Raw genomic sequence first — 20,919 nt, forward strand, 5'->3', positions numbered from 1 at the left:
AGCAGTCGTTTGTTGGAGCACTTTGTCCGAATATTTTATCAAAGCTGGGAGAGTTGCCATGTCTAGCGGCCCAGCCGATTTCGTATCGTATCGATTCTCGACGCGCGAGCTCCCGGAGCGGATGCGCATCCCGATATGGCGCGAGAAGTTTGGTCGAACCATAGTCCGCGCCGATATCGAGCCGTCATCGGAGGTGCCGTTTCAGGCCGAAGCGGCACTACACGCCCTTCAGGGGTTGCGCATGCTGTCCTTGAAGGGTTCAGCAATGCGCTTCAAGCGGTCACAAACGAACATTGTTGATGGTGATGACTCGATCGGCCTCATCGTCGGTCTGCCCGGCAGGAGTCAGCTGTCGCAGCGCGGCCAGGAGTTCGAGCTCCGCGGCGGCGATGCAATGGCTATCCTGCATTCGGAACCCGTCGCTGTCACCTATCTGGAAGGATTGCAATTTGGTCTGGCCTTGCCGCGCGATGCGCTTGCCTCGCGCGTGACTGGTGTCGACGACCTCACCATGCGGCCGATTCATCGCCGGACCGAAGCGCTTCGACTTCTCATGACTTATGTGAAGTTGGCATTGAAGGAGGGCGCGCTAGCTGCCCCTAAGCTACGTGATACGATCGTTAGTCACATCCACGATCTCGCGGCGCTCGCAATGAGCGAGCACGCTCCCTTGGGTGAGAGCAACGCGAGCGCAGTCATGGCTGCGCGCCACAGCGCCGCCCTCGACCATATCGCGGCGCACTTTCAGGACCCGGAGCTCAGCCTTGAGGTGGTAGCCGATAGGCAGGGCATCTCTCCTCGTTATCTGCAGCGCCTGATGGCGACATCCGGGACGTCGTTCACGGGGCGCGTGAATGAGTTACGGCTGCAAAGGGCGTTCATGCTGCTGAGCGAGGCCCACGACAACGCGCGGCGCATTTCCGACATCGCGCTGGAAGTCGGCTTTTCGGATATTTCGCATTTCAACCGACTATTCCGCGCCCGCTTCGGCGATTCGCCACGCCGCGTGCGCAGCGCCGGTGGGAGTAATGGTGAGTGACACGTGCCCCCGATCCGCGAGTCGTGCGGCGCTGGCGTCGCGCAACACTTGCATCTGTCGTAGGGTGGGCAAAGCGCAGCGTGCCCACCGCCACGAGCTGAGTGCGGATGGTGGGCACGCTTTCGCTTTGCCCACCCTACGTTTCTGGTTTGCCGGTCAGGCAGTCACACTCCGCTGTCGTCCCTGCGAAAGCATGGACCCATAAGCATAGGATCTCGTTGTGGGCGTTCACTGTAACTCCGAGTCTCGCGCCACACTTGCGGTCGTGGCTATGGGTCCCGGGTCGCGCTTCGCTTGCCCGGGACGACCGGGAGGAGAAAGCAACGCCTCAATCGTTGCCGATGGTTTCGCCGAACAGCTCCCAGGTTTCGCCGTTGAAGCGCTGCAGGCGCATGGCTTCGATCGGGAAGTAGTCGGTCGGTGATGTCTTGAGCTTGATGCCGGGCAGCAGCATCGGCAGCGTCGTGTCGAGATTGGCGGCCTGCTTCATGATGTTCTCGTGCGTCAGCTCGTCGCCGCATTGCTTCAGCACCTGCACCGTGGCTTCCGCCACGACATAGCCGTAGACGATGAGCTGGTCCTGCATGTTGCCGTCAGGGAAATAGGCCTTCATGAAGGAAAGCCATTGCTGGACATCCTTGTCGTCCTTCCACTGCGGATCGTTCGGGTCCTTCAGCGAGTAGGACGAGATGATGCCCTTCGCATGTTCGAAGCCGGCGGGCTTCAGCACTGAGGAGACCGAGGTCGAGGTTGCGGCCAGGAAGAACATATCCGGCTTCCAGCCGATCTCGCCGACCTTGCGGATCGCCTGCGCCGCCTGCTTCGGGATCGCATGCATGAACAGCACGTCGGCGCCGGATGATTTCAGCTTCACGATCTGGCTGTCGATGGTCGGATCGGTGGATTCATACGTCGCCTCCGCCACGATCATCTTGGCGTGCTCCGGCCCTAATCCCTTCTTGAAGCCGTTGCCGTAATCCTTGCCGGCGTCGTCATTCTGGTAGAACAGCGCGATCCTCGCGTCCGGCTTGTTCTTCAGCACGTATTTTGCGTAGACCGCGGTCTCGGCCTGGTAGGAGGGCTGAAAGCCGATCGAATAGGGGAAGTGCTCGTGGTCGCCCCACAGCGTCGCGCCGGCGCCGACGAAGAGCTGCGGTACCTTCTTGTCGTTGAGATATTTGCGCACGCTCAATCCCGTCGGCGTGCCCAGCGGGTTGAGGATCGCGGCTACTTCCTCCTGCTCGACCAGCTTGCGGGTCTGCTCCACGGTCTTCGGCGGGCTGTAGGCATCATCCAGGCTGATCAGGTTGATCTTGCGCCCGTTGAGGCCGCCCTTGTCGTTGATCATCTTGAAATAGGCGAGCTGGGTCTTCGCGATGACGCTGTAGGCCGAGGCCGGCCCGCTATAGGGAGAGGTCTGCCCGAGCCGGATCTCGGTGTCGGTCACCCCTGGCCCATATTTCTTCTCCGCCGCCGCGGCTGCCGATGTCACGAGCGCTGCGATCGCGACGAACGCTTGCCATTTCATTGTCTCTCTCCCTTGCTCTTGTTCTGCTTGTTATCGGATCGAGCGCGCCGCACGCGCGGCGTGTCGACAGGATGAGCAAACCAGCGGGCGGAGATCGTGGCAAGCGCGCGGGCGGGGAGGTGGCGCCGCGGCAAATGCATGTGATTGGCGAGCATGCCGCGAGAAGGAATTAGTGGTGCTGGCCTGTGGTTTTGCCGCTTGCTCCGCTTCGCCTCTCCCCTTGTGGGAGAGGCCTGAGCGCATGCAGCGAAGCGGAATGCGATCCGGGTGAGGGGTCCCGGCCTATCGAGGGACTACGCCTCGCGGAGGCATACCCCTCACCCGGATTTCCCGCTGACGCGCGAAATCCGGCCTCTCCCACAAGGGGAGAGGCGGGAGACTGCGGCGCAGGCGTCGCGCAACACGCGCCGCCGCTCACGCCGCTTCCGGTGGGGCCTGCTCTGTCGGCGCTTCCGGCATCGGGAAGGTCCTGTACTGCTTCGGCAGGTTGATCGGCCGATAGTCCGTCACCGCGTCCATGCGCTTCACCACCGATTCATGGATCACGGCATCTTCAGGAATCAGCCGCGGCTCGCAGTCGGGGATGTAGAAGCCGAAATGCGTTTTGCGCTCCGGCCATTCCTTGTAGGTGGCCTTCTTCGGGATGTATTCGAGCATGCGCCAGCCCCAGGTCATCGGGTCGTGCATCTCGCCCGCCACATCGGGCTTCACGTAAGTGAACGGGCTGCCCCTGCGCTGCACGCCCCAGGCGAGTTGCTTCACCATCTGCATGTTCACCGTCAGCCCGAACTTGGTGGCTTCCTCGATCATCCACAGCAGCGGATATTTCGACAGCGCGCTTTGCGCTTCCGGATAGCCGCCGCCGATGTCGCCATGCACACCAGCGAACCACACCTGCAGGATGTCCTGCGGCTCGGCCTTCTCATCGGGGATGAAGCGGTTGCTGAAGAACAGCTGCGGCTCGTCATACTTCTTCAGGCGGAACATGCAGCGCCGCTCGTCGATCGAGATCGCCTGGCGGAAGGTGCGGATGCTCGGATTGTGCATCGTGAAGGCGAGCTCTTCCAGGCTCGGCCAATAGAACCGGTCCGGCCGCGGCACGAAGATGCTGGCGACCGTATCCCAGACGCCGACGAAGCGGATGGTCGGCCAGCGCACCGAGAGGATGCGCGCGAACTGCGCCGCGTTGTCGTAGCGGTCCTTCGGCAGCGGCCCGAACTCGTCGCTTGGCGGCGGCAGCGCCCGCAGGCTGGCGTCCGCGCCAGTCTTGTGGCTATCCGAGAACTGCTTGTAGGCGGTGAGCCCGCTGCCGGCGAGGTTGACCTGCTCCGGCGAGATCAGCCCGATCTTGTGGATCAGCCCCGCCAGCACCCGCACGGTATAGGCGCCGCGCGAGAAGCCGAACAGATAGATCGCATCGCCATCCTGGTAATGCTGCACCAGGAATTCATAGGCCGCGAGCACATTGTCATCGAGCCCATAGCCGGTGGTGAGCCCAAGGATCGCAATGAAATCCTGCTTCAGCTTCCGCCACGGATCCGGCCGCGCGAGCGTGCCGACGCCTGGATCGTAATAGACGAACTGCCGCGGCTGTGTCTTCTCCGTCTTGCGCAGGCAACGATAGAGCTTCAGGACGTTGGAGATGTTCTCGTTGATCTCGTTCCCCGTCCCATCGCAGCAAATCACGATGTTCCGCATGGCGGCCCCTCCCTGCTACCTCGGCGAGTATAGCAGAGAACGAATTTTTGTTGCAGCACGTTCTCCAGTCTGGGCTACCGGACCTACTGGTCCTCAATAACCAAACGAGCAATGCTCCGGACTAAGTGGGTTGCGTCGCGGTTGGGAGATGATGCCCTACATACCCGATTTCAATACGCCTACTGTCGTCGTGTAGAAGGATATGTACTCTGTTTGTGGATTCGACCCACACGTGATCCTCAAATGTCTGAGGATTTCCATTGCTATCCGAGAACCTTCGGTTGTCGCCAAATTGCGACATAGTCGCCTTGGATTCGGGTGTTATCGCGGGCGGCGTCGTAGGAAGGTGTCCAGTCTGTGACCAAATGCGGCTTTTCTCATTCAATTCCGCCAAACGCCTAAATAGCAGAGGTATATATCTGCTATCGAAGTTCTTAAGTTGGCTCTCTACATCTGCGCCAAAAATGAGGTGGGGGAACGCCGCTTCTTTGTTCGCCCAGAAATTCCTCAGAGTTAAGTCTTCTCTTGTAACCGCTAATCTTCGGGCCAAGATCTCATTTGAGTGGCCGACATTTGCTATATGATCGAAGGCGTATTCGATTTCTTCCGCGAGAAATCCCATGCGGCTAAAGTTCCACAGTTGATCTCGCAGCAAACTGAGCAACAACGAACCCGTTAGTGCGCACAATGTTGCGTCAAGACCTGCCGCTTGGACGCTTTTGAATGTATGTTCGAGATTGGGGACTGGCTTGTCCGGCTCTAGACGAAGCAACTCTTCAATGATTTCCTCATCGAGGCCTTGATCCGTTGGGATCGTGCGAGCGAGTTGATCAAAATAAGCCGCGTGATCTCGAGTATTGACGTCGAAATAGAGGCTATGCGCTAGCTCTCCCAACGAGACTTCCGTGCCGCTCTGAGCGTCTTTGAAAAGAATAATGCCCCAAGGATCCGACGGCAATCTTAAGACGGGCAAGCGATCGCTGTTGTCATCAACTGCGGCAAGCCCCTCAAGCAATTGAGTTATGTGAACTGACGCCTCTGCTTGACTCGAATAGCTTGGAGATAGACAAGCTGAATTTAATACGTAATCACCCATTGTATTAGTTCTTTGGCTTTAGCAATCGTGCGGTGTTGCGGCGTCCTTGATCAAAGAATCCCGAGGGCCAGTCACTAAGCTTTCCGTCCTTATCGATGGTGGGACTCGTTATTTCGATCTCACCATCGGTTCTCTTAAAATAGTGAAACGTTGCTCTTTGTGCTTCGAGCAGACCGTCGCGCACGGCAATTCGCGCGCCGTCTAAGACGTGATCAGAGTGTGTTTCAATGATCACTTGTAGTCCGGCCGCTGCTGCTCGTGCGCATAGCTCCCCCAGCTTGGTTTGCCCATGCGGGTGGAGGTGAGCTTCGGGATTCTCGATTAAAACAATTCCTTTTGGCGCAGTTGCGAGCAGCGCAACTAGGACTGGCAAGACGTACGAAAGGCCAAATCCCACGTTGGTGGCGCGATACTCACGGCTCCTCAGTTGACCCGAGCCGCCAAACGAAAAGCCACTTACGACGAGATCCGCATCTGGGATTGCCTTGATAGCGAGATTTACGCCTGGACTAATCTCACCGAGCCAAACTTCAATTTGGTCTCTCAGGCGTTCTCCAAAGCCCGACTTTGACCGAGGGTCATCGGGAGCTATAAGGATCGAATCCTGAAACATTTCGAGCATGTGTAGGGTGTATTCACCGCGCGAGCCGAGCTCTAGCGATGAAGTCTTGGAATGCAGCATCGGCGAGAATTTTCTTGGTCCATTCCTTTCGGCACCCAACTACTGAAAATTTCCAATATGCTCCTGCCGAAGATTGTCTGAAAAAATCGATTGGTTCGGTTGCGCCTTTACCCTGTCGATCGCTGCTTCAATGTTGGCTTGTTCACCGAGCAGCCTGTCTCCCGAAATAACAGAAAATGAGAAAGAGGCGTACGTCTTTGGGGAGAACGCAAATTTCGGTTTATCGAAGAGGAGCTCGATCGCTAAAGAGTCTTCTTTCGCTCGTTCGAACAAGACGTCAGAAACGGATCCAAGGTCGACTAGCGGACCCGAAGTCAGGAGTGCGCCCCGAGCCAATATGCCGCTCTGAAACGACTGTCGGAGCACGAGCAAACTTTGAATAACGCTGCTCTTTCCCATGCCGTTTAGGCCGGAAAGAAGCGTCAATGACCCCATTGGTATTTTTTGATTCGCAAAGCACTTAAAGTTTGTGAGCGCGAGTTCTTTGATCATGAAGCCTCCAGCAGCTCGCCCCGCACTAGATCGTGAATTGTCCCAAAGCGCTTTTCAACCCGTTTAGGAACGCCAGTGGAGTAGGAAATTGAGATTACAAATTCAGGGTCGTCTCGCACCAGAGCATGAAAGCGGTCGACCAAACTTTTTTTGCGACTGATTAGTCTGCTCAACAAGTCATCGTTCAATGCAGCAAGATTGACACTCCAGCTTTCGAAAAGCGGTTTGCTGACTGGATTTCGACCATCGCCTAAGATGCGCGGCTTACGAAACGCGTTATTGCCAAAAATGTCGCTTGCTGCCTCCATCGCACGCTTGAATTCTGTTTCCAGCTTCCGGCGCTCTCCCGAAGACATTTCGTTGAGCTTGCGCATCGTCTCGTTCAGAAATGCATCCAAGTCATTTATTCGGTAGTCCTTCCATGGGACGATCGTAAAGGCAAGGAAGCGTAAGACCATCTCCTGGGCGTCCATCCGCTCGTCTCGAACTCTGTGGTCTGTTGCCGACTGGAATTCGTTCGTCTCAACCAAAGTCCGCAGAAATTCGCGTGCGGGTCCTTTGTTCAGAGCATTACGAATTTCCTGACCGTTTAGGGGTACGCCGCCCGTGTTGATGCGTTTGAAAATGTTTATCATCACCTCTTCGGGAGTGCCCGGTTGGATGACGTTAATGACCAGTTCTGTTTCTTCGATGCGCCGCTGCATGGCGCGATCCAGTTCGCTAAACGTGAGGCCCTCTAAAGCACCGAGATACTCTAGGCCAGAAAGAACAAACTCGTCTTTCATAAAGTCGTAGATGGTTGTAAGACGCTGTAAGCCGTCAACGACGGACCAGTCGTCGCGTTGATTCGCTGCGACATAGAAGACTGGCAACGGAATACGCAGCAATAACGACTCAATAAGTTGGCTTTTTCTTCTTGGGTGCCAAACTCTTGCTCGCCTTTGAAACTCAGGTGCTAGATCGATCTCCTTGTGATCAATCCGTCGAACGAGCAAATCGATCGTCTTCTTCTCGGTTGTGACTTTGATCTTATCTGGGTCAAACGGCTTATCGATGACCCAGCCTTGGTCAAGCTTCTCCTCCTCAATGCCGAGTGCGGCCGAGACAGCCTCTTCGAGAGTTTCGTCTTTGGCGGTCTCACTGATCGACATGCAGTTCACCGTAATTAGCGGAGGAGGATTTGGAGGCCGTCGCTCAGGAAGCAGCCGAGCGGACTAGGTGGAGTGTTGAGTTAGCACTTCGCGCGCGCAATGCTTCAAGGGCCACTTCCAAATACACCTACCGATTATTTGGGGTCCAAGAGCAATGTTGGGTTCCTTCATAACAAAAACGGCCGGGTCTTTCGACCCGGCCGCTCAAATTCTCAAATCGCTACTCTGATACAGCGAGCCTCAGCTCGCCTTCTGCTCCGCAGCCGCTGTCCGCTTCTTCTCGATCTGGCGCTTCAGGTCCAGCGCGCGGGGCGAGAGGTTTGCGGCGCTCGCCTTCAAGAGGAACGCATCGAGGCCGCCGTTGTGGTCGACGCTCTTCACCGCGTTCGAGGAGACGCGCAGGCGGATGTTGCGGCCGAGCGATTCCGACTGGAAGGTAATATTGCAGAGGTTCGGCAGGAAGCGCCGCTTGGTCTTGATGTTCGAGTGGCTCACCTTGTGGCCCACTTGCGGGCCCTTGGCCGTCAGTTCACAGCGCCGCGACATTGTTCAAATCCTCTTCCATCCCCGCTAAACCAACAGCGCGCGCCGCGCGCGGCGGGGGTCTAAACCTACGTCCATTTTCCAGGAACCGCGGACGTATAGGGGGTGAGCTGCAAAGCGTCAAGGTTTTATCGGGTTTGGAGCCGCTTTCCCTGGTTCCGAAATCCTCGATTCGGGGCGTTTTCTTCGCGCGAACGGTAAAACCCTATGGCACGCAAAACCTGCACGTTCACAAGGCCGTTCAGCCGTTTAACAAACCATATAAAGGGCGTATTCACACCCGTAAGTGGTTCCGTATTCGCCCGCGTTGCTTGCCGGTCATTTCTCCCTAGATGATCTTTCGGCGCCGACGACAGGATCGTTAAGTTTGTGAGCATTTTCAGCAGTTTTCTGCCCTCAGTGAGGGAATCCTGGCTGTTGTGCGCCGGCGCGCTGTTCCTGATGTTGCCGGAGGGCGCGCTCGCGCAGGGCCGGCTGGATGCGCAGTATGAGGCCTCGCTGGCCGGTATTGCCGTCGGCAAGGGAAGCTGGACCATCGAGATCGGCGACGACACCTTTTCCGCGATCGCGCAGGGCGGCACCTCCGGGCTGCTCAAGGCATTTGCTGGCGCCGGCGGGGTGGGCGGATCCCAGGGGCGCGTGGTCAATGGCGCGCTGGTGGCGGCGGGCTATACCGTCAACTACAACAGCTACAAGAAATCCGAGATCATTCGGATGGCGCTCAGTGGCGGCAGCATCAAGGAAACTGTGATCGAGCCGGAACCGCCGGTCGATCCGAACCGCATCCCGGTCACCGAGGGCCACAAGAAGAACGTGTTCGATCCGATGACCGGCTCGCTGCTCCGGGTGCCGGGCACGGGCGAGCTGATGAGCCCGGATAGCTGCCGTACGAGCGCGGGCATATTCGACGGCCGGCTGCGCTACGATTTGAAGCTCGATTTCAAGCGCGTGGAGATGGTCAAGGCGGAGAAGGGCTATCAGGGCCCGGCGCTGGTCTGCGCGATCTATTTCACGCCGATCGCGGGCTATATCCCCGACCGTCCGGTGATCAAGTACCTCGCCGAGGCGCGCAACATGGAGATCACCTTCGTGCCGATCGCGGGCACGCGCATCCTGATCCCGTTCCGCGTCAAGATCCCGACGCCGTTCGGGCTCGCCATGCTGGAGGCGACGTCGTTCGTGACGTCTGCCATGCCACCGCGGGTGGCGAAGACGCAGTAGGGCGGGGCTGGTCGCAAGGAGATGGACCGAGTGCTCCGCTCGTCATTGCCGGGCTTGACCCGGCAATCCATCTTACGAAGAGCCCTTCTCTCGATGGATGCCCGGGTCAAGCCCGGGCATGACGAGCCGGGCAGATCGTCGAATCCTGTTGACTCTTTGCCGCTTCTGATTCGACTCCGGCTTTAACAATTTCGCTGTCATCGTGATCGCTGCTAAACCCGATTTGGTGCTGGAACTGAAATGCCGACACGAGATGTTGCGGTGAACGGAGGAGAACACAGGTGGAGTCAGCGATTCGGCCGCGATTCGTTCTCAACTCGTTCCGAAGCTTAAGCGGCGGCATCCGCCGTGTAGCAATCTGAGACAATTTTCCTAGTCGCGCTTTCTTTCATCTCCAAGAAAAGCATCAAGAAAAGCACCTCGAAATCATGGCTCTTTCCTCTCCTCCCTTCGCCCATGAGCGCGCGCCCGGCGCCGGCGTCACGGCCGTGCTCGGGCCGACCAATACCGGCAAGACGCATCTGGCCATCGAGCGCATGCTTGGGCATTCGTCCGGGCTGATCGGGCTGCCGCTGCGGCTCTTGGCGCGTGAGGTCTACAACAAGATCGCCGATCGCGCTGGGCCTGAGAGCGTCGCGCTGATCACCGGCGAGGAGAAGATCAAGCCGAAGTCGCCGCGCTTCTGGGTCTCGACCGTCGAGGCGATGCCGCGCGATCTCGATGTCTCGTTCCTTGCCGTCGACGAGATCCAGATCGCGGCCGATCTCGAGCGCGGGCATGTCTTCACCGACCGTATCCTCAATCGGCGCGGGCGCGACGAGACGCTGCTGCTCGGGGCTGCGACGATGCGTCCCATCATCGAGCGGCTGTTGCCCGGCGCCTCCATCATCACAAGGCCCAGGCTCTCGACGCTCGAATTCGCCGGCGACCGCAAGATCACGCGGCAGCCGCGGCGCACCGCGATCGTCGCGTTCTCGGCGGACGAGGTCTATGCGATCGCCGAATTGATCCGCCGCCAGCATGGCGGCGCAGCGGTCGTGCTCGGCTCGCTCTCGCCGCGCACACGCAATGCGCAAGTGGCGATGTTCCAGAACGGCGACGTGGATTATCTCGTCGCCACCGACGCCGTCGGCATGGGGCTGAACCTCGACGTCGATCACGTCGCCTTCGCCTCCGACCGCAAATATGATGGCTATCAGTTCCGCCGCCTGACACCGGCCGAGTTTGCGCAGATCGCAGGCAGAGCCGGCCGCGCGACGCGCAATGGTACCTTCGGCACCACAGGGCGCTGCGCGCCGTTCGAGCCGGAACTGGTGAACGCGCTGCAGAACCACACGTTTGACAGCGTGAAAATGCTGCAATGGCGCAACTCGAAGCTGGATTTCTCCTCGCTCGGCAGCTTGCAGGTCTCGTTGTCGCTGCCGCCGTCGCATGAAGTGCTGACGAGGGCGCCGATCGCGGAAGACATGCGCGTGCTCGACCACGCCGCGCGCGATGCCGAGGTGCGCGACATGGCGCATGGCGCTGTCGCCGTCGAGCGGCTATGGGACACTTGCCAGATACCCGATTACCGAAAGCTATCGCCCGCGGCCCATGCCGAGCTTGTGACCACGGTTTACGGCTTCCTGATACAAAAGGGGCGTATTCCCGATGCATGGTTTGCTGCCCAGGTCGATCAGGCCGACCGCGTCGACGGCGATATCGACACGCTGTCGGGCCGGATCGCTCAGGTGCGCACCTGGACCTTTGTGGCGAACCGGCCGGACTGGCTGTCCGATCCCGAACATTGGCAGGGGATCACGCGCGAGCTCGAAAATAAATTGTCCGATGCGCTGCATGAACGGCTCACGGAGCGTTTCGTTGATCGGCGTACCAGTGTATTGATGCGCCGCCTGCGGGAGAACTCTGTTTTGAATACTGAAATCGGCAAGACCGGCGAAGTCATCGTCGAGGGGCATGTGATCGGCCGGCTCGACGGATTCACTTTTGCGCCTGACGCGGCGGAAGCGGGCTCAGATGCCAAGGCGCTGCAGGCCGCAGCCCAGCAGGTGCTGGCGCGCGAGATCGATACGCGGGCCGAGAAACTGAGCGCCGCGCCGGACGAAACCTTCGTGCTAACCTCCGACGGTACTATCCGCTGGACCGGCGATGCGGTGGCCAAACTCGCCGCGGCCGACGACGCGCTGCATCCGCGCCTCCGCATCATCTCCGACGAGCGGCTGACCGGCGCGCCGCGCGAGGCCGTGCAGAACCGGCTCGATCTCTGGCTCAAGACGCATATTACGAAATTGCTCGGGCCGCTGTTCGACCTGTCGAAGGCAGAGGACCTGCAGGGGATTGCGCGCGGCATCGCGTTCCAACTGGTGGAAGCTCTCGGCGTGCTGGAGCGGACCAAGATCGCGTCCGAGATGAAGGATCTCGACCAGCCCTCGCGCGCGACCTTGCGCAAATACGGCGTCCGCTTCGGCGCCTATCACATCTACTTCCCGCAGCTCCTCAAGCCGGCGGCGCGGGCGCTGGCCTCGCTGCTCTGGGCCGAGAAGCAGGACAATGTCGATCTGTCGGCGCTGTCGAACGTGCAGCATCTGGCGTCGAGCGGGCGGACCTCATTCCCGATCGACAAGGGGCTGCCGCGCGATGCCTATCGCGTGCTCGGCTACAAGCAGTGCGGCGAGCGGGCAGTGCGCGTCGACATCCTGGAGCGGCTGGCGGATCTGATCCGTCCTGCACTGGCCTGGCGCGAGGGCGCGCCGGGCGAGAAGCCTGCGGGCGCGTTCGACGGCCGCGGCTTCGTGGTGACGCAGGCGATGACCTCGCTCACCGGCTCGGCCGGCGAGGATTTCGCCTCGGTCCTGCGCGCGCTCGGCTATCGCATGGAGCGCCGCCCGCCCCCGCCGCCGAAGCCGGTGGAAGTGGTCGAGACAGTGTCCGCCGAGACGCCGGCGGTGGAAGCGACCGCCGAGGCCACTGCGGGGGCACCGGCGGAAGAAGTGGCCGCCGAGCTGCCCGCGTCCGCTGAGGCCAGCCCATCCGCGGCGCTGTTGCCCGAAGTGACCCTGGCGCCTGCGCCGAGCGAGGAACCAGCGGCCGCCGCCGCAGAGCCCGTCGCGGAAGCGCAGCCGGAACCGGAGGTGACTGAGGCGCAGCGGGAGCCGATGGCTGTAACGCAGGCGGAGCCCGAGGCGATCGAGGCGCCCGTTGCCGAAGTGCAGCCGGAGGCGGCAGCTCCCGCAGAAGTCGCGGCCGATGCGCCGGAGGAGCCCGCGCCGACGGAGGCAACAGCCGAGGCTGCAGCCAGCACCGAAGAAGCTGCACCAGCCGACGCCGTTACCGAGCCAGCCGCAGCCGAGACCCCGGCCGAGCCGCAACTGGTCGAAGTCTGGCGCCCCGGCGGCCGCTCCGAGGAGCGTCGCCCGCGCCATGACCGCAGCCGCCACCGCCATCAGCCGCGCGATGGCGCACAGGGCGCCGCCGCAGCGGGTGAAGGTGCCGATGGCGCCCAGCGCGACCAGCAGCGCCGTGGTCGCCGCCATCACGAATTCCGCAAACCGCGCGAGGATGCGCCCGTGGGAGCTGCGGCCGCCAGCAATGGCGCCCCGCGTGAGGACAAAGGCGGGCGCCGCGAGCGCGTCGAGGGCAAGGGCCGCGACCGCGACAATGATCGCCGCCGCGATAAATTCTCCGGCGACCGCAAGGATCGCGACCGTAGCGACCGCGAGCGCGGCGGCCGTGATTTCCGCGACAAAGGCGGCCGCGACAAGGGGCGCGAGAGCGGCCCGGCGCTCCGCCAATATGCGAGTTCGGCGCCGCGCGAACGCGAACGCGCGATCGATCCGAATTCGCCGTTCGCAAAACTCGCGGCGTTGAAGGAGCAGCTCGCCGGTAACCGCAAGGATTGAGCCGCGCCAACCCAGGAATGAGGCCGATTGGAGCGCCAGCGTCTCGATAAATGGCTGTGGCACGCGCGGGTGGTGAAGGCGCGCACCAGCGCCGCCGCGCTGGTCGAGGCCGGCCATGTCCGCATCAACGGCGTGCGCGAAAGCGCGCCCGGGCACGCGGTCAAATCGGGCGACGTGCTGACCATCGCGCTCGATCGCAGCGTGCGCGTGCTGAAGGTGATCGGCTTCTCCGAGCGGCGGGGCGACGCGACGGCAGCGCGGGTGCTGTACGAGGATTTGCAGAGCCGCCCCGAGTGATTATCTCGGGCAGGCAATCAGTTGCGCGAAAGACGGCGCCGAAAACCGGCTTGCTTATCTTGCAGCAGCGGTTCTCCTGCGCTACGCAATTTTTGAAACGCAAGCCTTTCAAAGAATGAATCCGCTTTCGGAGTCTTTGGTTCGGAGTCCTGGATGACCTACGTCGTCACTGAAAACTGCATCAAGTGCAAATATACCGATTGCGTCGAGGTCTGCCCCGTCGATTGTTTCTACGAGGGCGAGAACATGCTGGTCATCCATCCCGAGGAATGCATCGATTGCGGCGTCTGCGAACCAGAATGCCCGGCGGATGCGATCAAACCGGATACCGAGCCGGGCCTGGAGAAGTGGCTCGAGGTCAACAGCGAATACGCCAAGAGCTGGCCAAACATCACCCAGAAGAAGGACTCGCCCCCTGACGCCAAGGAGTTCGACGGGCAGGAAGGCAAGTTCGAGAAATATTTCTCTGCCAACCCCGGAACCGGCGACTGATTCGCGCGCTGTCCCTGGCCGGATCGAGACCGTTTTCAGGCGGAGAAGCACGCCGTCGTTTAACCCTGTTGACAGAGTTATGACCGTCAGCCCCGGCAGGCGACGGGATTCGGCCCTAAATCATTGATTTTTGCGGAAAATGTGCTATATTGGGCACATTGTCAGAGCCGAACCCGGCCATCCTGATCTTTGGCCCCGTTCGTTTCCGCAAAAACACCGAACAGGGGCGTGGCAGTTTCCGCGCGCAGGCTGTGTCACAGAAAACGCGTAAAAAGAGTGCTTCCAAATCGTCAAAGAAAGCCGCTGCAGTTGCCCGCAGCGCAGTCAAGGGTCGTGCCAGGGCGTCCGTGAAGGAAGCCCGTAAGGCTGCGGCTACAAAGTCCTCGAAGAACAAAAGAAGCGTGATGCCAGAAAAGACTGCCAAAACTGCCGCGAAAGCGACAGCCCAGAAGACCGTTGCTTCGAAAGTCGCCGCCAAGACTGCTCCCAAGGCTGCAGCTCCTGCGCCGAAGGCCGCCGTCAAGCCGGCTGCGAAGCCGGTTGCCGCGGCCCCGCGCGTCGAGGAGCCGAAGAAGGTCGTGACCCAGCGTCAGGGATTCAAGGCCAACGAATTCGTGGTCTATCCGGCTCACGGCGTCGGCCAGATCCTCGCGATCGAGGAGCAGGAGATTGCGGGCGCCAAGCTGGAACTGTTTGTCATCAGCTTCATGAAGGACAAGATGACGCTTCGCGTCCCAACCGCGAAGGTCGCCAATGTCGGCATGCGCAAATTGTCCGACCCGGCTCTGGTCAAAAAGGCGCTGGAGACGCTGAAGGGCCGTGCCCGCGTCAAGCGCACGATGTGGTCGCGCCGGGCGCAGGAATACGAAGCCAAGATCAATTCGGGCGATATCGTCGCGATCGCGGAAGTGGTGCGCGACCTCTATCGTTCGGAATCGCAGCCCGAGCAGTCCTACTCCGAACGCCAGCTCTATGAAGCGGCGCTCGACCGGCTGTCGCGCGAGATCGCGGTCGTGCAGCACTCGACCGAGACCGAAGCGATCAAGGAAATCGAGAGCCAGCTCGCCAAGAGCCCGCGCCGTGGCGCAGCCAAGGCCGAAGCCGGCGCCGAGGACGGCGACGGTGAAGGCGACGCCGACGATCTCGACGGCGACAGCGACGACGCCACCGTGGCCGACGAGGCGGCGTAAGCAGCCAGCCCAAGATTTGCAACGAAAAGCCCGGCCGAGCGGCCGGGCTTCTTGTTTTTGCGTCCTTGTCAGGCGGCCGGTCGCTGCGCGGCGGCCGGAAGAACATTTTGATTTAGCCTGAACAGGTTGCCGGGATCGTACTGGGCCTTGAGCGCCGCGAGACGAGCGTAGTTCGGGCCGTAGGCGCCGGACACGCGATCGCTCTCATCCTCCGGCATGAAGTTGACGTAGACGCCGCCGGTTGCGTACGGCGCAGTCTCAGCAAACAACCTGCGCGCCCAGCTAATCGAGCGTTGCTCGTCGCCGCGGTCGCGCCACCGCGTATGGACGTTCATGACAAATCTGGCGTCGCGGTGGGGGAACGCCGTCGCGTCGACAGCCACGCGGCTGGTGGCGCCGCCAAGCTGACCAATGAAAATTTCGCTCTCACCGGTCGGCAAGCTCTTCGTATGGCTTACTAGGGCGTCGAGCAGGCCGTCGCCGAGCTCGGCGAAATTGTGCGACTTCCAGTAATTGTAGGCTCCGGGCGTGAGCAACGGGTCGAACGCGCTCTGCCAGCTTGCGAAAGGCTGCATGCCGATCACGTCGGCAACCGGCTCCCCAAGCGCGCGCAACGGTTCCAGGGCGCGGTTACCCTCGTCCTCGCCACCCGTGTAGCAGACGGCGAACGCGACGATTTCCTTGCCGTGCATTTCGACAGGCAAGAATGGCAGCGGCGGCGCCTGCCGGAGCACCACCCAGATCGTGAGTTCGTCCGGCGCTTTGGCGGCGATGTCGCGATAGCCCGCAAGAAGCTCGTTCGCCCGAGCGAAGGGATGGATGATGAGTCCAGAGAGCACCATTGGGCCGACCGGATGCAGGCGAAACTCGAACGAGCTCACGACGCCGAAATTGGCGCCGCCTCCGCGCAGCGCCCAGAGCAGGTCAGCGTCCTCGGCCTCGCTCGCTCGCACGAGTCCGCCATCGGCCGTCACCACGTCGGCCGAGATGAGGTTATCAGCGGCAAGCCCCAATTTGCGGCTGAGCCAGCCGAAGCCGCCGCCCAGCGTCAATCCCGCAACGCCAGTCGTCGAGTTGATGCCGAGGGGCGTGGCAAGGCCGAAAGCCTGCGCCTCCTTGTCGAATTCGCCAAGCGTTGCGCCCGGCTCCACGCGCGCGGTGCGGTTACGCGGATCGATCCGCACCGAACGCATCAGCGAAAGATCGATCAGCAGCCCGCCTTCACAAACAGCATTGCCCGCGATGTTGTGGCCACCACCACGCACGGCGAGCAGGACTCCGTGGTCGCGCGCAAACCCCACGGCGCGCATGATGTCTGCAGCTCCTTTGCAGCGTACGACCGCGCCCGGGTGGCGGTCGATCATCGCATTCCAGATTGTGCGTGCCTCGTCATAGCCCGGCTCGTTGGGCAGGCAGACATCGCCCCGCAATGTTTGCCGAAAGGCATCGATCGCATCGCTTGCAAACGTAATCGCCCCGCCCTGCAGCGAGGCCAGCCGGATCTCCGTCATGGCATCTCCTCCGTAACTAGCGGTGACTGTTTTTCGGGCCAGCATTTTCTGGCCGAGCAATAAAGAGGCGGGCGCCGTCGACGGCTGTCATTCACAGCCGAGGTAGCGCAAAAAAAGTCTTTTGCCGTCCGTTCGATATAGCGAACGGAGAATTTCCGCCTGGACGTTAGTCCAACCCGGTCAAAGAATGGTTCAACGACAGAATGTGGCGGGGCTTTTAGCGAACGTCGACGGTGCTGGAGACGCTGTAGGGCCGAGCCCGCGTCAAGCAAGCTGCGCCGTCGCAACGAGCAGCAATCGCTTGGCCTCGACCAGCTTCATTGTGCCCTCTTCTCTATCGATAACGGGGTCAGCTTTTTCCCGATGTCCACGCCTGCGTTCTGCGACAGGGATGCCGAGTGATCCTGAAGCCGCCGCAGAAACGCGGCGGCGATGGCACAAAGCGCATAATTCGAAGTGTCAGAGTGGCTGCCACTTATTCCCGAAACAAAATCCGAGTGTTGCCGTACTAGCACAAGTTTCGCGGGTGAAATGATCTATGCTCGCGGGTGGAATTGGAATGCAGACGTTAATCGCCGCAACAAGTCCATCGGTCGTCCGATCCTTAGGCGACGCCGAAGAGGGGGAACGATATGAAGAAATTTTTGCTGGGCACTGTTGGTTTGATTGCACTCGGCGCGACCGCGCCGGCGCTGGCCGCTGATATGGCGGTCAAGGCGCCGCCACCGCCGCCGCTTCCGCCGGTCTACAATTGGACCGGCTTCTACGTCGGCGCCAATGGCGGCTGGGGCCAGAGCCGCAATTGCTGGAACTTTATCGACGCGTTCGGTGGAGTCTTCAGCGACGGGTGTCGTGAGCGGTCCGGCGGTCTGGTCGGCGGTCAGATCGGGTATCGCTGGCAGTTTGGCGGCGGCTGGGTGGCCGGCCTGGAAGCCCAGGGGGATTGGGCCGATCTCCAGAACACGCGCGCCAGCCTCATCGATCCATTTTTCTCGACGCGCGTGAAAACGGACGGCATTGGTCTTTTCACCGGTCAGATCGGCTATGCCTGGAACACGTCGCTGCTGTACTTCAAGGGTGGCGCAGCGGTGACGAGCAACAGCTTCAGCGTTCTCGATACGCTTACAGGCAGTAGTCTGGCCTCGTTCAGTTCGACCCGCTGGGGCGGTAGCGTGGGTGTCGGATACGAGTACGGCTTCGCACCGAACTGGTCGGTCGGTGTCGAGTACGACCACCTGTTCATGGGCAATGCGAACAATTCGTTCTCGGTGGTCAATCCCATCGTTGCCGGTGCGCTCAATCGGATCAGCCAGGACGTGGACATGGTCACGGTGCGCGTGAACTATCACTTCAACTGGGGCGGTTATGCATCGCCTGCCCCTTACTGATCGACTGTCAATCTCCAGCAAACTTCAAGCCCCGGCATCGTCCGGGGCTTTTTGTTGAGCGGGCCCGATCGTCCTGGCCTGCGGCAATCGGTCATTCGTGCTGTCCTAGAGCGTGATGACTTCTCTTCGAATCGTCATCCCGCTCTAGCCCTTTGTTTGAGCATGATCTTTTCGGAAAACCGGTGTCCACTTTTCCGGATCATGCTCTAGTGATCACGTTTGTTCGCGCAATTCCATTGCACATCCGTCAAGGTCGCTTCTGCTTTCTTGAGCGCTTGCGGCCTCCTCCCGGAGGATTGCTGTCGCCGGCTTCGTCTTGTCGGTTGCAACGCCGGCGCAGGCGTTGAGGCCCGGTCACATTCACTCCGCAAGAGGCGGCGCTAACCAGCCCCTTAAGCCCACATAGAGCGTCGCCGTCCTTGACACGTTTGCTTCAGCCGACTGCGAGCGGGAATTGTGCTCGCTCGCCCTGCCTTGACCTAAGTCAATGTCAGCCGGATGACCGATCATTGAATTAGGAGCAAGAGCCATTCCGTTGCGCTTCTGATTGGGGAGAGATGAGTGATCAGGACGCTACTCACACTCTCAGCCATTTTCCTGTCGGCGGATTGCGCGAGCATGGAGATTTCGCGCGTGGCGGGTTGCTCCGGAGATGTCTTGAGGCTGCGGGGCGATATCGAAGAGGGCGACTACATACGATTTAGATCTCATTTCAGTGCCCAGCGGCGAGTTCTCGGCATCGATCTCAGCTCGAAAGGTGGAAAACTCGATGAAGGATTCCAGATCGCAATCTTCACGCGTCAGAAGCGGTTGACGACGTACGTTTCGGGAGAGTGCGACTCGGCATGTGCGTTCATTTTCTTGGCGAGCCGGAAGCGCTACGTATCGGAGAGCGCAACGATCGGAGTTCACTCGGTTTCAAACGGCCATGGCGGAGAAGATGTCAAAACGATCCGCGATACCATTTACCTGGCCAGGTTGTCGGCGAAACTCGGCATTCCCCTCTCAACGATTGGAAGAATGGTGACGACGCCCGCAGGAAAGATCTCTTTTCTGAATGAGGATGACCTGTTGGCGCTGAAGGCGATCGTTCGCGATCCTTTTGAGGGCATAGTGGGAGAAAAGAACTCGCCAGAAAACTGCAGCACCAATCAAACAAAAGCAGCTTCGAACCTGAAACAATCGGCTCCGAAAGCAGCCAGCCATTCGACAACGGATTAGCGGAGGCGGGTCACGCAGAACAGTCGTAGTGGCGGTGTCCTTAATGACTTGGTTTTCGAGGTTCGCGCAGGGGGAGAGGCAGGTTCGGCGGATGATCATTTGTCGAGAATAGGCATGGACGCAATCAAGCTGCCGATCTGGTTGCGCGTCGCTATGGTGGCCGGGCTGGTTGCCCTGGCCGCGGGGGCAAGTCTATTCGCGTATCGCTGGTATGTCCGGCCGGTCACGCTGTCGATCGCGGTCGGATCCTTGGACGGCGAGGCGCCAAGAGTCGTATCCGCGCTGGCGAGCCGCCTCACCGAGGTGAACGCGCCGGTCCGGCTCAAGGTGGTTGAAACCACTGGCGCACTCGAGTCCGCCAACGAGTTTGCCGCGGGCAAGACCGATCTGGCGGTGGTCCGCGGCGACGTCGGCGACCTGTCGCAGGCGCAAGCTATCGTCGTCCTCGCTCAAGCGGTGGTGTTGCTGGTCGCGCCACCGGGATCGTCGATCACCGACATGAGCGGCCTCAAGCGCGTTACTGTGGGGGTGGTTGGAGGCGAGACCAATCAGAAGATCGTCAGCGTGCTGACCAAGGAATACGCCCTTGATCGCGCCAATGTCGTGTTCAAGAACCTTGCGCCGGCCGACACGCGCCGGGCGGTCGATAGCAAGGAGGTGCGGGTCGTCCTTTTCGTGATGCCCATGACCGAGAAGTATTTGTCGCTGGTGCGGGGACTCTTCTCCCAGAGCGGGAAAGCCGCCCCGGTCCTGATCCCGATCGATGCTGCGGGAGCCATAGCCGAGAAGGAGCGCGCGTACGAGAGCTTCGACATCCCCAAGGGTACGTTGCGAGGCTCCCCTCCGATCCCGGCAGATGATGTCACGACGCTGAAAGTTTCGTTCTACCTGGTTGCCAAGAAGTCCCTTGATAACGATCTGGTTGCTGATTTCACGCAAGCCTTTACGAGCGCGCGCCGAGACCTGTCGGGCGAACTGCCGATCCTGGCGCAGATGAAGGCACCCGATACCGACCCCGGCGCCTATCTTCCGGTTCATCCAGGCGCCGCGGAGTTCTACAACGGCACCCAGCAAAGCTTCCTGGACAAGTGGAGCAACGCGATTTTTCTCACGCCAATGGCATTGGGCGCGCTTGCCTCAATATTGGCAGCGGCCTGGAAATTTCTCAGATCCGGCGAACTCGAGACCAAAGAAGCTGCGCTGGATTCGCTATACGCGCTGGGACAAAGGATCAGAAAGGCTGAAACGGAATCGGAGCTGTTCGAGATTGAAAATCAAATCGACGAAGTTTTGCGTGCGCAGCGTGCCAGAGCGGGGACCGACGACGAAGGCGCCCTTGATGCCGCTACGCTCAATGTCGCCGCCCATCGGCTTGAGAATCTCATCCATGATCGAAAGGCAGTGCTAGCCATAGCAGGCCAACAGACCAAGTTGAAAACCACGTCGTGAGGCTATTAGCAATCGCGCCTGA

At 60.4% G+C, this 20,919-nt stretch carries 17 protein-coding genes; 9 read left to right on the forward strand and 8 right to left on the reverse strand.

All coding sequences use genetic code 11. The features are described from left to right. Positions 1-58 precede the first annotated feature (58 nt). Positions 59-1,039, forward strand: coding sequence for a helix-turn-helix domain-containing protein (locus AC5ZG5_RS07330; protein ID WP_456641444.1), 981 nt, complete (start codon positions 59-61; stop codon positions 1,037-1,039). Between the two features lie 328 nt (positions 1,040-1,367). On the opposite strand, the gene AC5ZG5_RS07335 is transcribed toward AC5ZG5_RS07330, so the two are convergent. The 7 genes from AC5ZG5_RS07335 to rpmB form a co-directional block, all read right to left on the reverse strand. Continuing rightward, the gene (locus AC5ZG5_RS07335) at positions 1,368-2,567 is read right to left on the reverse strand and encodes an ABC transporter substrate-binding protein (protein WP_456641443.1); all 1,200 of its coding nucleotides are present in this window, start codon (positions 2,565-2,567) and stop codon (positions 1,368-1,370) included. 414 nt (positions 2,568-2,981) lie between these two features. Beyond that, positions 2,982-4,265, reverse strand: coding sequence for a T6SS phospholipase effector Tle1-like catalytic domain-containing protein (locus AC5ZG5_RS07340; protein ID WP_456641442.1), 1,284 nt, complete (start codon positions 4,263-4,265; stop codon positions 2,982-2,984). Positions 4,266-4,386: 121 nt separating this feature from the next. Then, on the reverse strand, positions 4,387-5,361 hold the full coding sequence (locus tag AC5ZG5_RS07345; RefSeq protein WP_456641441.1) for a hypothetical protein: 975 nt from the start codon (positions 5,359-5,361) through the stop codon (positions 4,387-4,389). Positions 5,362-5,365: 4 nt separating this feature from the next. Then, positions 5,366-6,043 carry an AAA family ATPase gene (locus AC5ZG5_RS07350; RefSeq protein WP_456641440.1) on the reverse strand — a complete coding sequence of 226 codons (678 nt, stop codon included), beginning with the start codon at positions 6,041-6,043 and terminating at the stop codon, positions 5,366-5,368. Positions 6,044-6,082: 39 nt separating this feature from the next. Further along, complete coding sequence (locus AC5ZG5_RS07355; protein ID WP_456641439.1) at positions 6,083-6,535, reverse strand: AAA family ATPase; 453 nt, start codon at positions 6,533-6,535, stop codon at positions 6,083-6,085. Next, positions 6,532-7,686, reverse strand: a complete 1,155-nt coding sequence (locus AC5ZG5_RS07360; protein WP_456641438.1) for a DUF262 domain-containing protein — start codon at positions 7,684-7,686, stop codon at positions 6,532-6,534. The genes AC5ZG5_RS07355 and AC5ZG5_RS07360 overlap by 4 nt, the downstream gene beginning before the upstream one ends. A 240-nt stretch (positions 7,687-7,926) precedes the next feature. Next, on the reverse strand, positions 7,927-8,232 hold the full coding sequence (gene rpmB, locus AC5ZG5_RS07365; RefSeq protein WP_028164248.1) for a 50S ribosomal protein L28: 306 nt from the start codon (positions 8,230-8,232) through the stop codon (positions 7,927-7,929). A 438-nt stretch (positions 8,233-8,670) separates the two neighbouring features. Here rpmB and AC5ZG5_RS07370 point away from each other — a divergent pair, with 438 nt between their 5' ends. The 5 genes from AC5ZG5_RS07370 to AC5ZG5_RS07390 all read left to right on the forward strand — a co-directional run bounded on the left by AC5ZG5_RS07370 (position 8,671) and on the right by AC5ZG5_RS07390 (position 15,328). Next, entirely contained in the window at positions 8,671-9,450 is a 780-nt protein-coding gene (locus AC5ZG5_RS07370; RefSeq protein ID WP_456641509.1) for a DUF3108 domain-containing protein, read from the forward strand. Between the two features lie 428 nt (positions 9,451-9,878). Next, complete coding sequence (locus tag AC5ZG5_RS07375) at positions 9,879-13,349, forward strand: helicase-related protein (RefSeq protein ID WP_456641437.1); 3,471 nt, start codon at positions 9,879-9,881, stop codon at positions 13,347-13,349. Positions 13,350-13,376: 27 nt separating this feature from the next. Further along, positions 13,377-13,646, forward strand: coding sequence for an RNA-binding S4 domain-containing protein (locus AC5ZG5_RS07380; protein WP_456641436.1), 270 nt, complete (start codon positions 13,377-13,379; stop codon positions 13,644-13,646). 153 nt (positions 13,647-13,799) lie between these two features. Then, positions 13,800-14,138 (forward strand): ferredoxin FdxA, encoded by a 339-nt coding sequence (gene fdxA, locus AC5ZG5_RS07385; RefSeq protein WP_028164252.1) that lies wholly within the window; start codon positions 13,800-13,802, stop codon positions 14,136-14,138. Between the two features lie 404 nt (positions 14,139-14,542). Further along, positions 14,543-15,328: a CarD family transcriptional regulator gene (locus tag AC5ZG5_RS07390; RefSeq protein ID WP_245287293.1), complete on the forward strand. Its 786-nt coding sequence runs from the start codon at positions 14,543-14,545 to the stop codon at positions 15,326-15,328. A 68-nt stretch (positions 15,329-15,396) separates the two neighbouring features. Here AC5ZG5_RS07390 and AC5ZG5_RS07395 read toward each other — a convergent pair whose 3' ends face one another. Continuing rightward, positions 15,397-16,839 carry an FAD-binding oxidoreductase gene (locus AC5ZG5_RS07395; protein WP_456641435.1) on the reverse strand — a complete coding sequence of 481 codons (1,443 nt, stop codon included), beginning with the start codon at positions 16,837-16,839 and terminating at the stop codon, positions 15,397-15,399. A 632-nt stretch (positions 16,840-17,471) separates the two neighbouring features. Here AC5ZG5_RS07395 and AC5ZG5_RS07400 point away from each other — a divergent pair. From AC5ZG5_RS07400 to AC5ZG5_RS07410, 3 genes are all read left to right on the forward strand, one after another. Beyond that, positions 17,472-18,227, forward strand: coding sequence for an outer membrane protein (locus tag AC5ZG5_RS07400; RefSeq protein ID WP_456641434.1), 756 nt, complete (start codon positions 17,472-17,474; stop codon positions 18,225-18,227). A gap of 561 nt (positions 18,228-18,788) precedes the next feature. Next, positions 18,789-19,448 (forward strand): hypothetical protein, encoded by a 660-nt coding sequence (locus AC5ZG5_RS07405; RefSeq protein WP_456641433.1) that lies wholly within the window; start codon positions 18,789-18,791, stop codon positions 19,446-19,448. Positions 19,449-19,562: 114 nt separating this feature from the next. Then, positions 19,563-20,897: a TAXI family TRAP transporter solute-binding subunit gene (locus AC5ZG5_RS07410; RefSeq protein WP_456641432.1), complete on the forward strand. Its 1,335-nt coding sequence runs from the start codon at positions 19,563-19,565 to the stop codon at positions 20,895-20,897. Positions 20,898-20,919: the final 22 nt, after the last annotated feature.

Source organism: Bradyrhizobium sp. Ses1 (assembly GCF_059512365.1).

Bases quoted from the DNA above. Each gene is read 5' to 3' on its own strand.
- AC5ZG5_RS07330 (WP_456641444.1), top strand. From the start codon at position 59: ATGTCTAGCGGCCCAGCCGATTTCGTATCGTATCGATTCTCGACGCGC.
- AC5ZG5_RS07335 (WP_456641443.1), bottom strand. From the start codon at position 2,567: ATGAAATGGCAAGCGTTCGTCGCGATCGCAGCGCTCGTGACATCGGCA.
- AC5ZG5_RS07340 (WP_456641442.1), bottom strand. From the start codon at position 4,265: ATGCGGAACATCGTGATTTGCTGCGATGGGACGGGGAACGAGATCAAC.
- AC5ZG5_RS07345 (WP_456641441.1), bottom strand. From the start codon at position 5,361: ATGGGTGATTACGTATTAAATTCAGCTTGTCTATCTCCAAGCTATTCG.
- AC5ZG5_RS07350 (WP_456641440.1), bottom strand. From the start codon at position 6,043: ATGCTGCATTCCAAGACTTCATCGCTAGAGCTCGGCTCGCGCGGTGAA.
- AC5ZG5_RS07355 (WP_456641439.1), bottom strand. From the start codon at position 6,535: ATGATCAAAGAACTCGCGCTCACAAACTTTAAGTGCTTTGCGAATCAA.
- AC5ZG5_RS07360 (WP_456641438.1), bottom strand. From the start codon at position 7,686: ATGTCGATCAGTGAGACCGCCAAAGACGAAACTCTCGAAGAGGCTGTC.
- rpmB (WP_028164248.1), bottom strand. From the start codon at position 8,232: ATGTCGCGGCGCTGTGAACTGACGGCCAAGGGCCCGCAAGTGGGCCAC.
- AC5ZG5_RS07370 (WP_456641509.1), top strand. From the start codon at position 8,671: ATGTTGCCGGAGGGCGCGCTCGCGCAGGGCCGGCTGGATGCGCAGTAT.
- AC5ZG5_RS07375 (WP_456641437.1), top strand. From the start codon at position 9,879: ATGGCTCTTTCCTCTCCTCCCTTCGCCCATGAGCGCGCGCCCGGCGCC.
- fdxA (WP_028164252.1), top strand. From the start codon at position 13,800: ATGACCTACGTCGTCACTGAAAACTGCATCAAGTGCAAATATACCGAT.
- AC5ZG5_RS07390 (WP_245287293.1), top strand. From the start codon at position 14,543: ATGCCAGAAAAGACTGCCAAAACTGCCGCGAAAGCGACAGCCCAGAAG.
- AC5ZG5_RS07395 (WP_456641435.1), bottom strand. From the start codon at position 16,839: ATGACGGAGATCCGGCTGGCCTCGCTGCAGGGCGGGGCGATTACGTTT.
- AC5ZG5_RS07400 (WP_456641434.1), top strand. From the start codon at position 17,472: ATGAAGAAATTTTTGCTGGGCACTGTTGGTTTGATTGCACTCGGCGCG.
- AC5ZG5_RS07410 (WP_456641432.1), top strand. From the start codon at position 19,563: ATGGACGCAATCAAGCTGCCGATCTGGTTGCGCGTCGCTATGGTGGCC.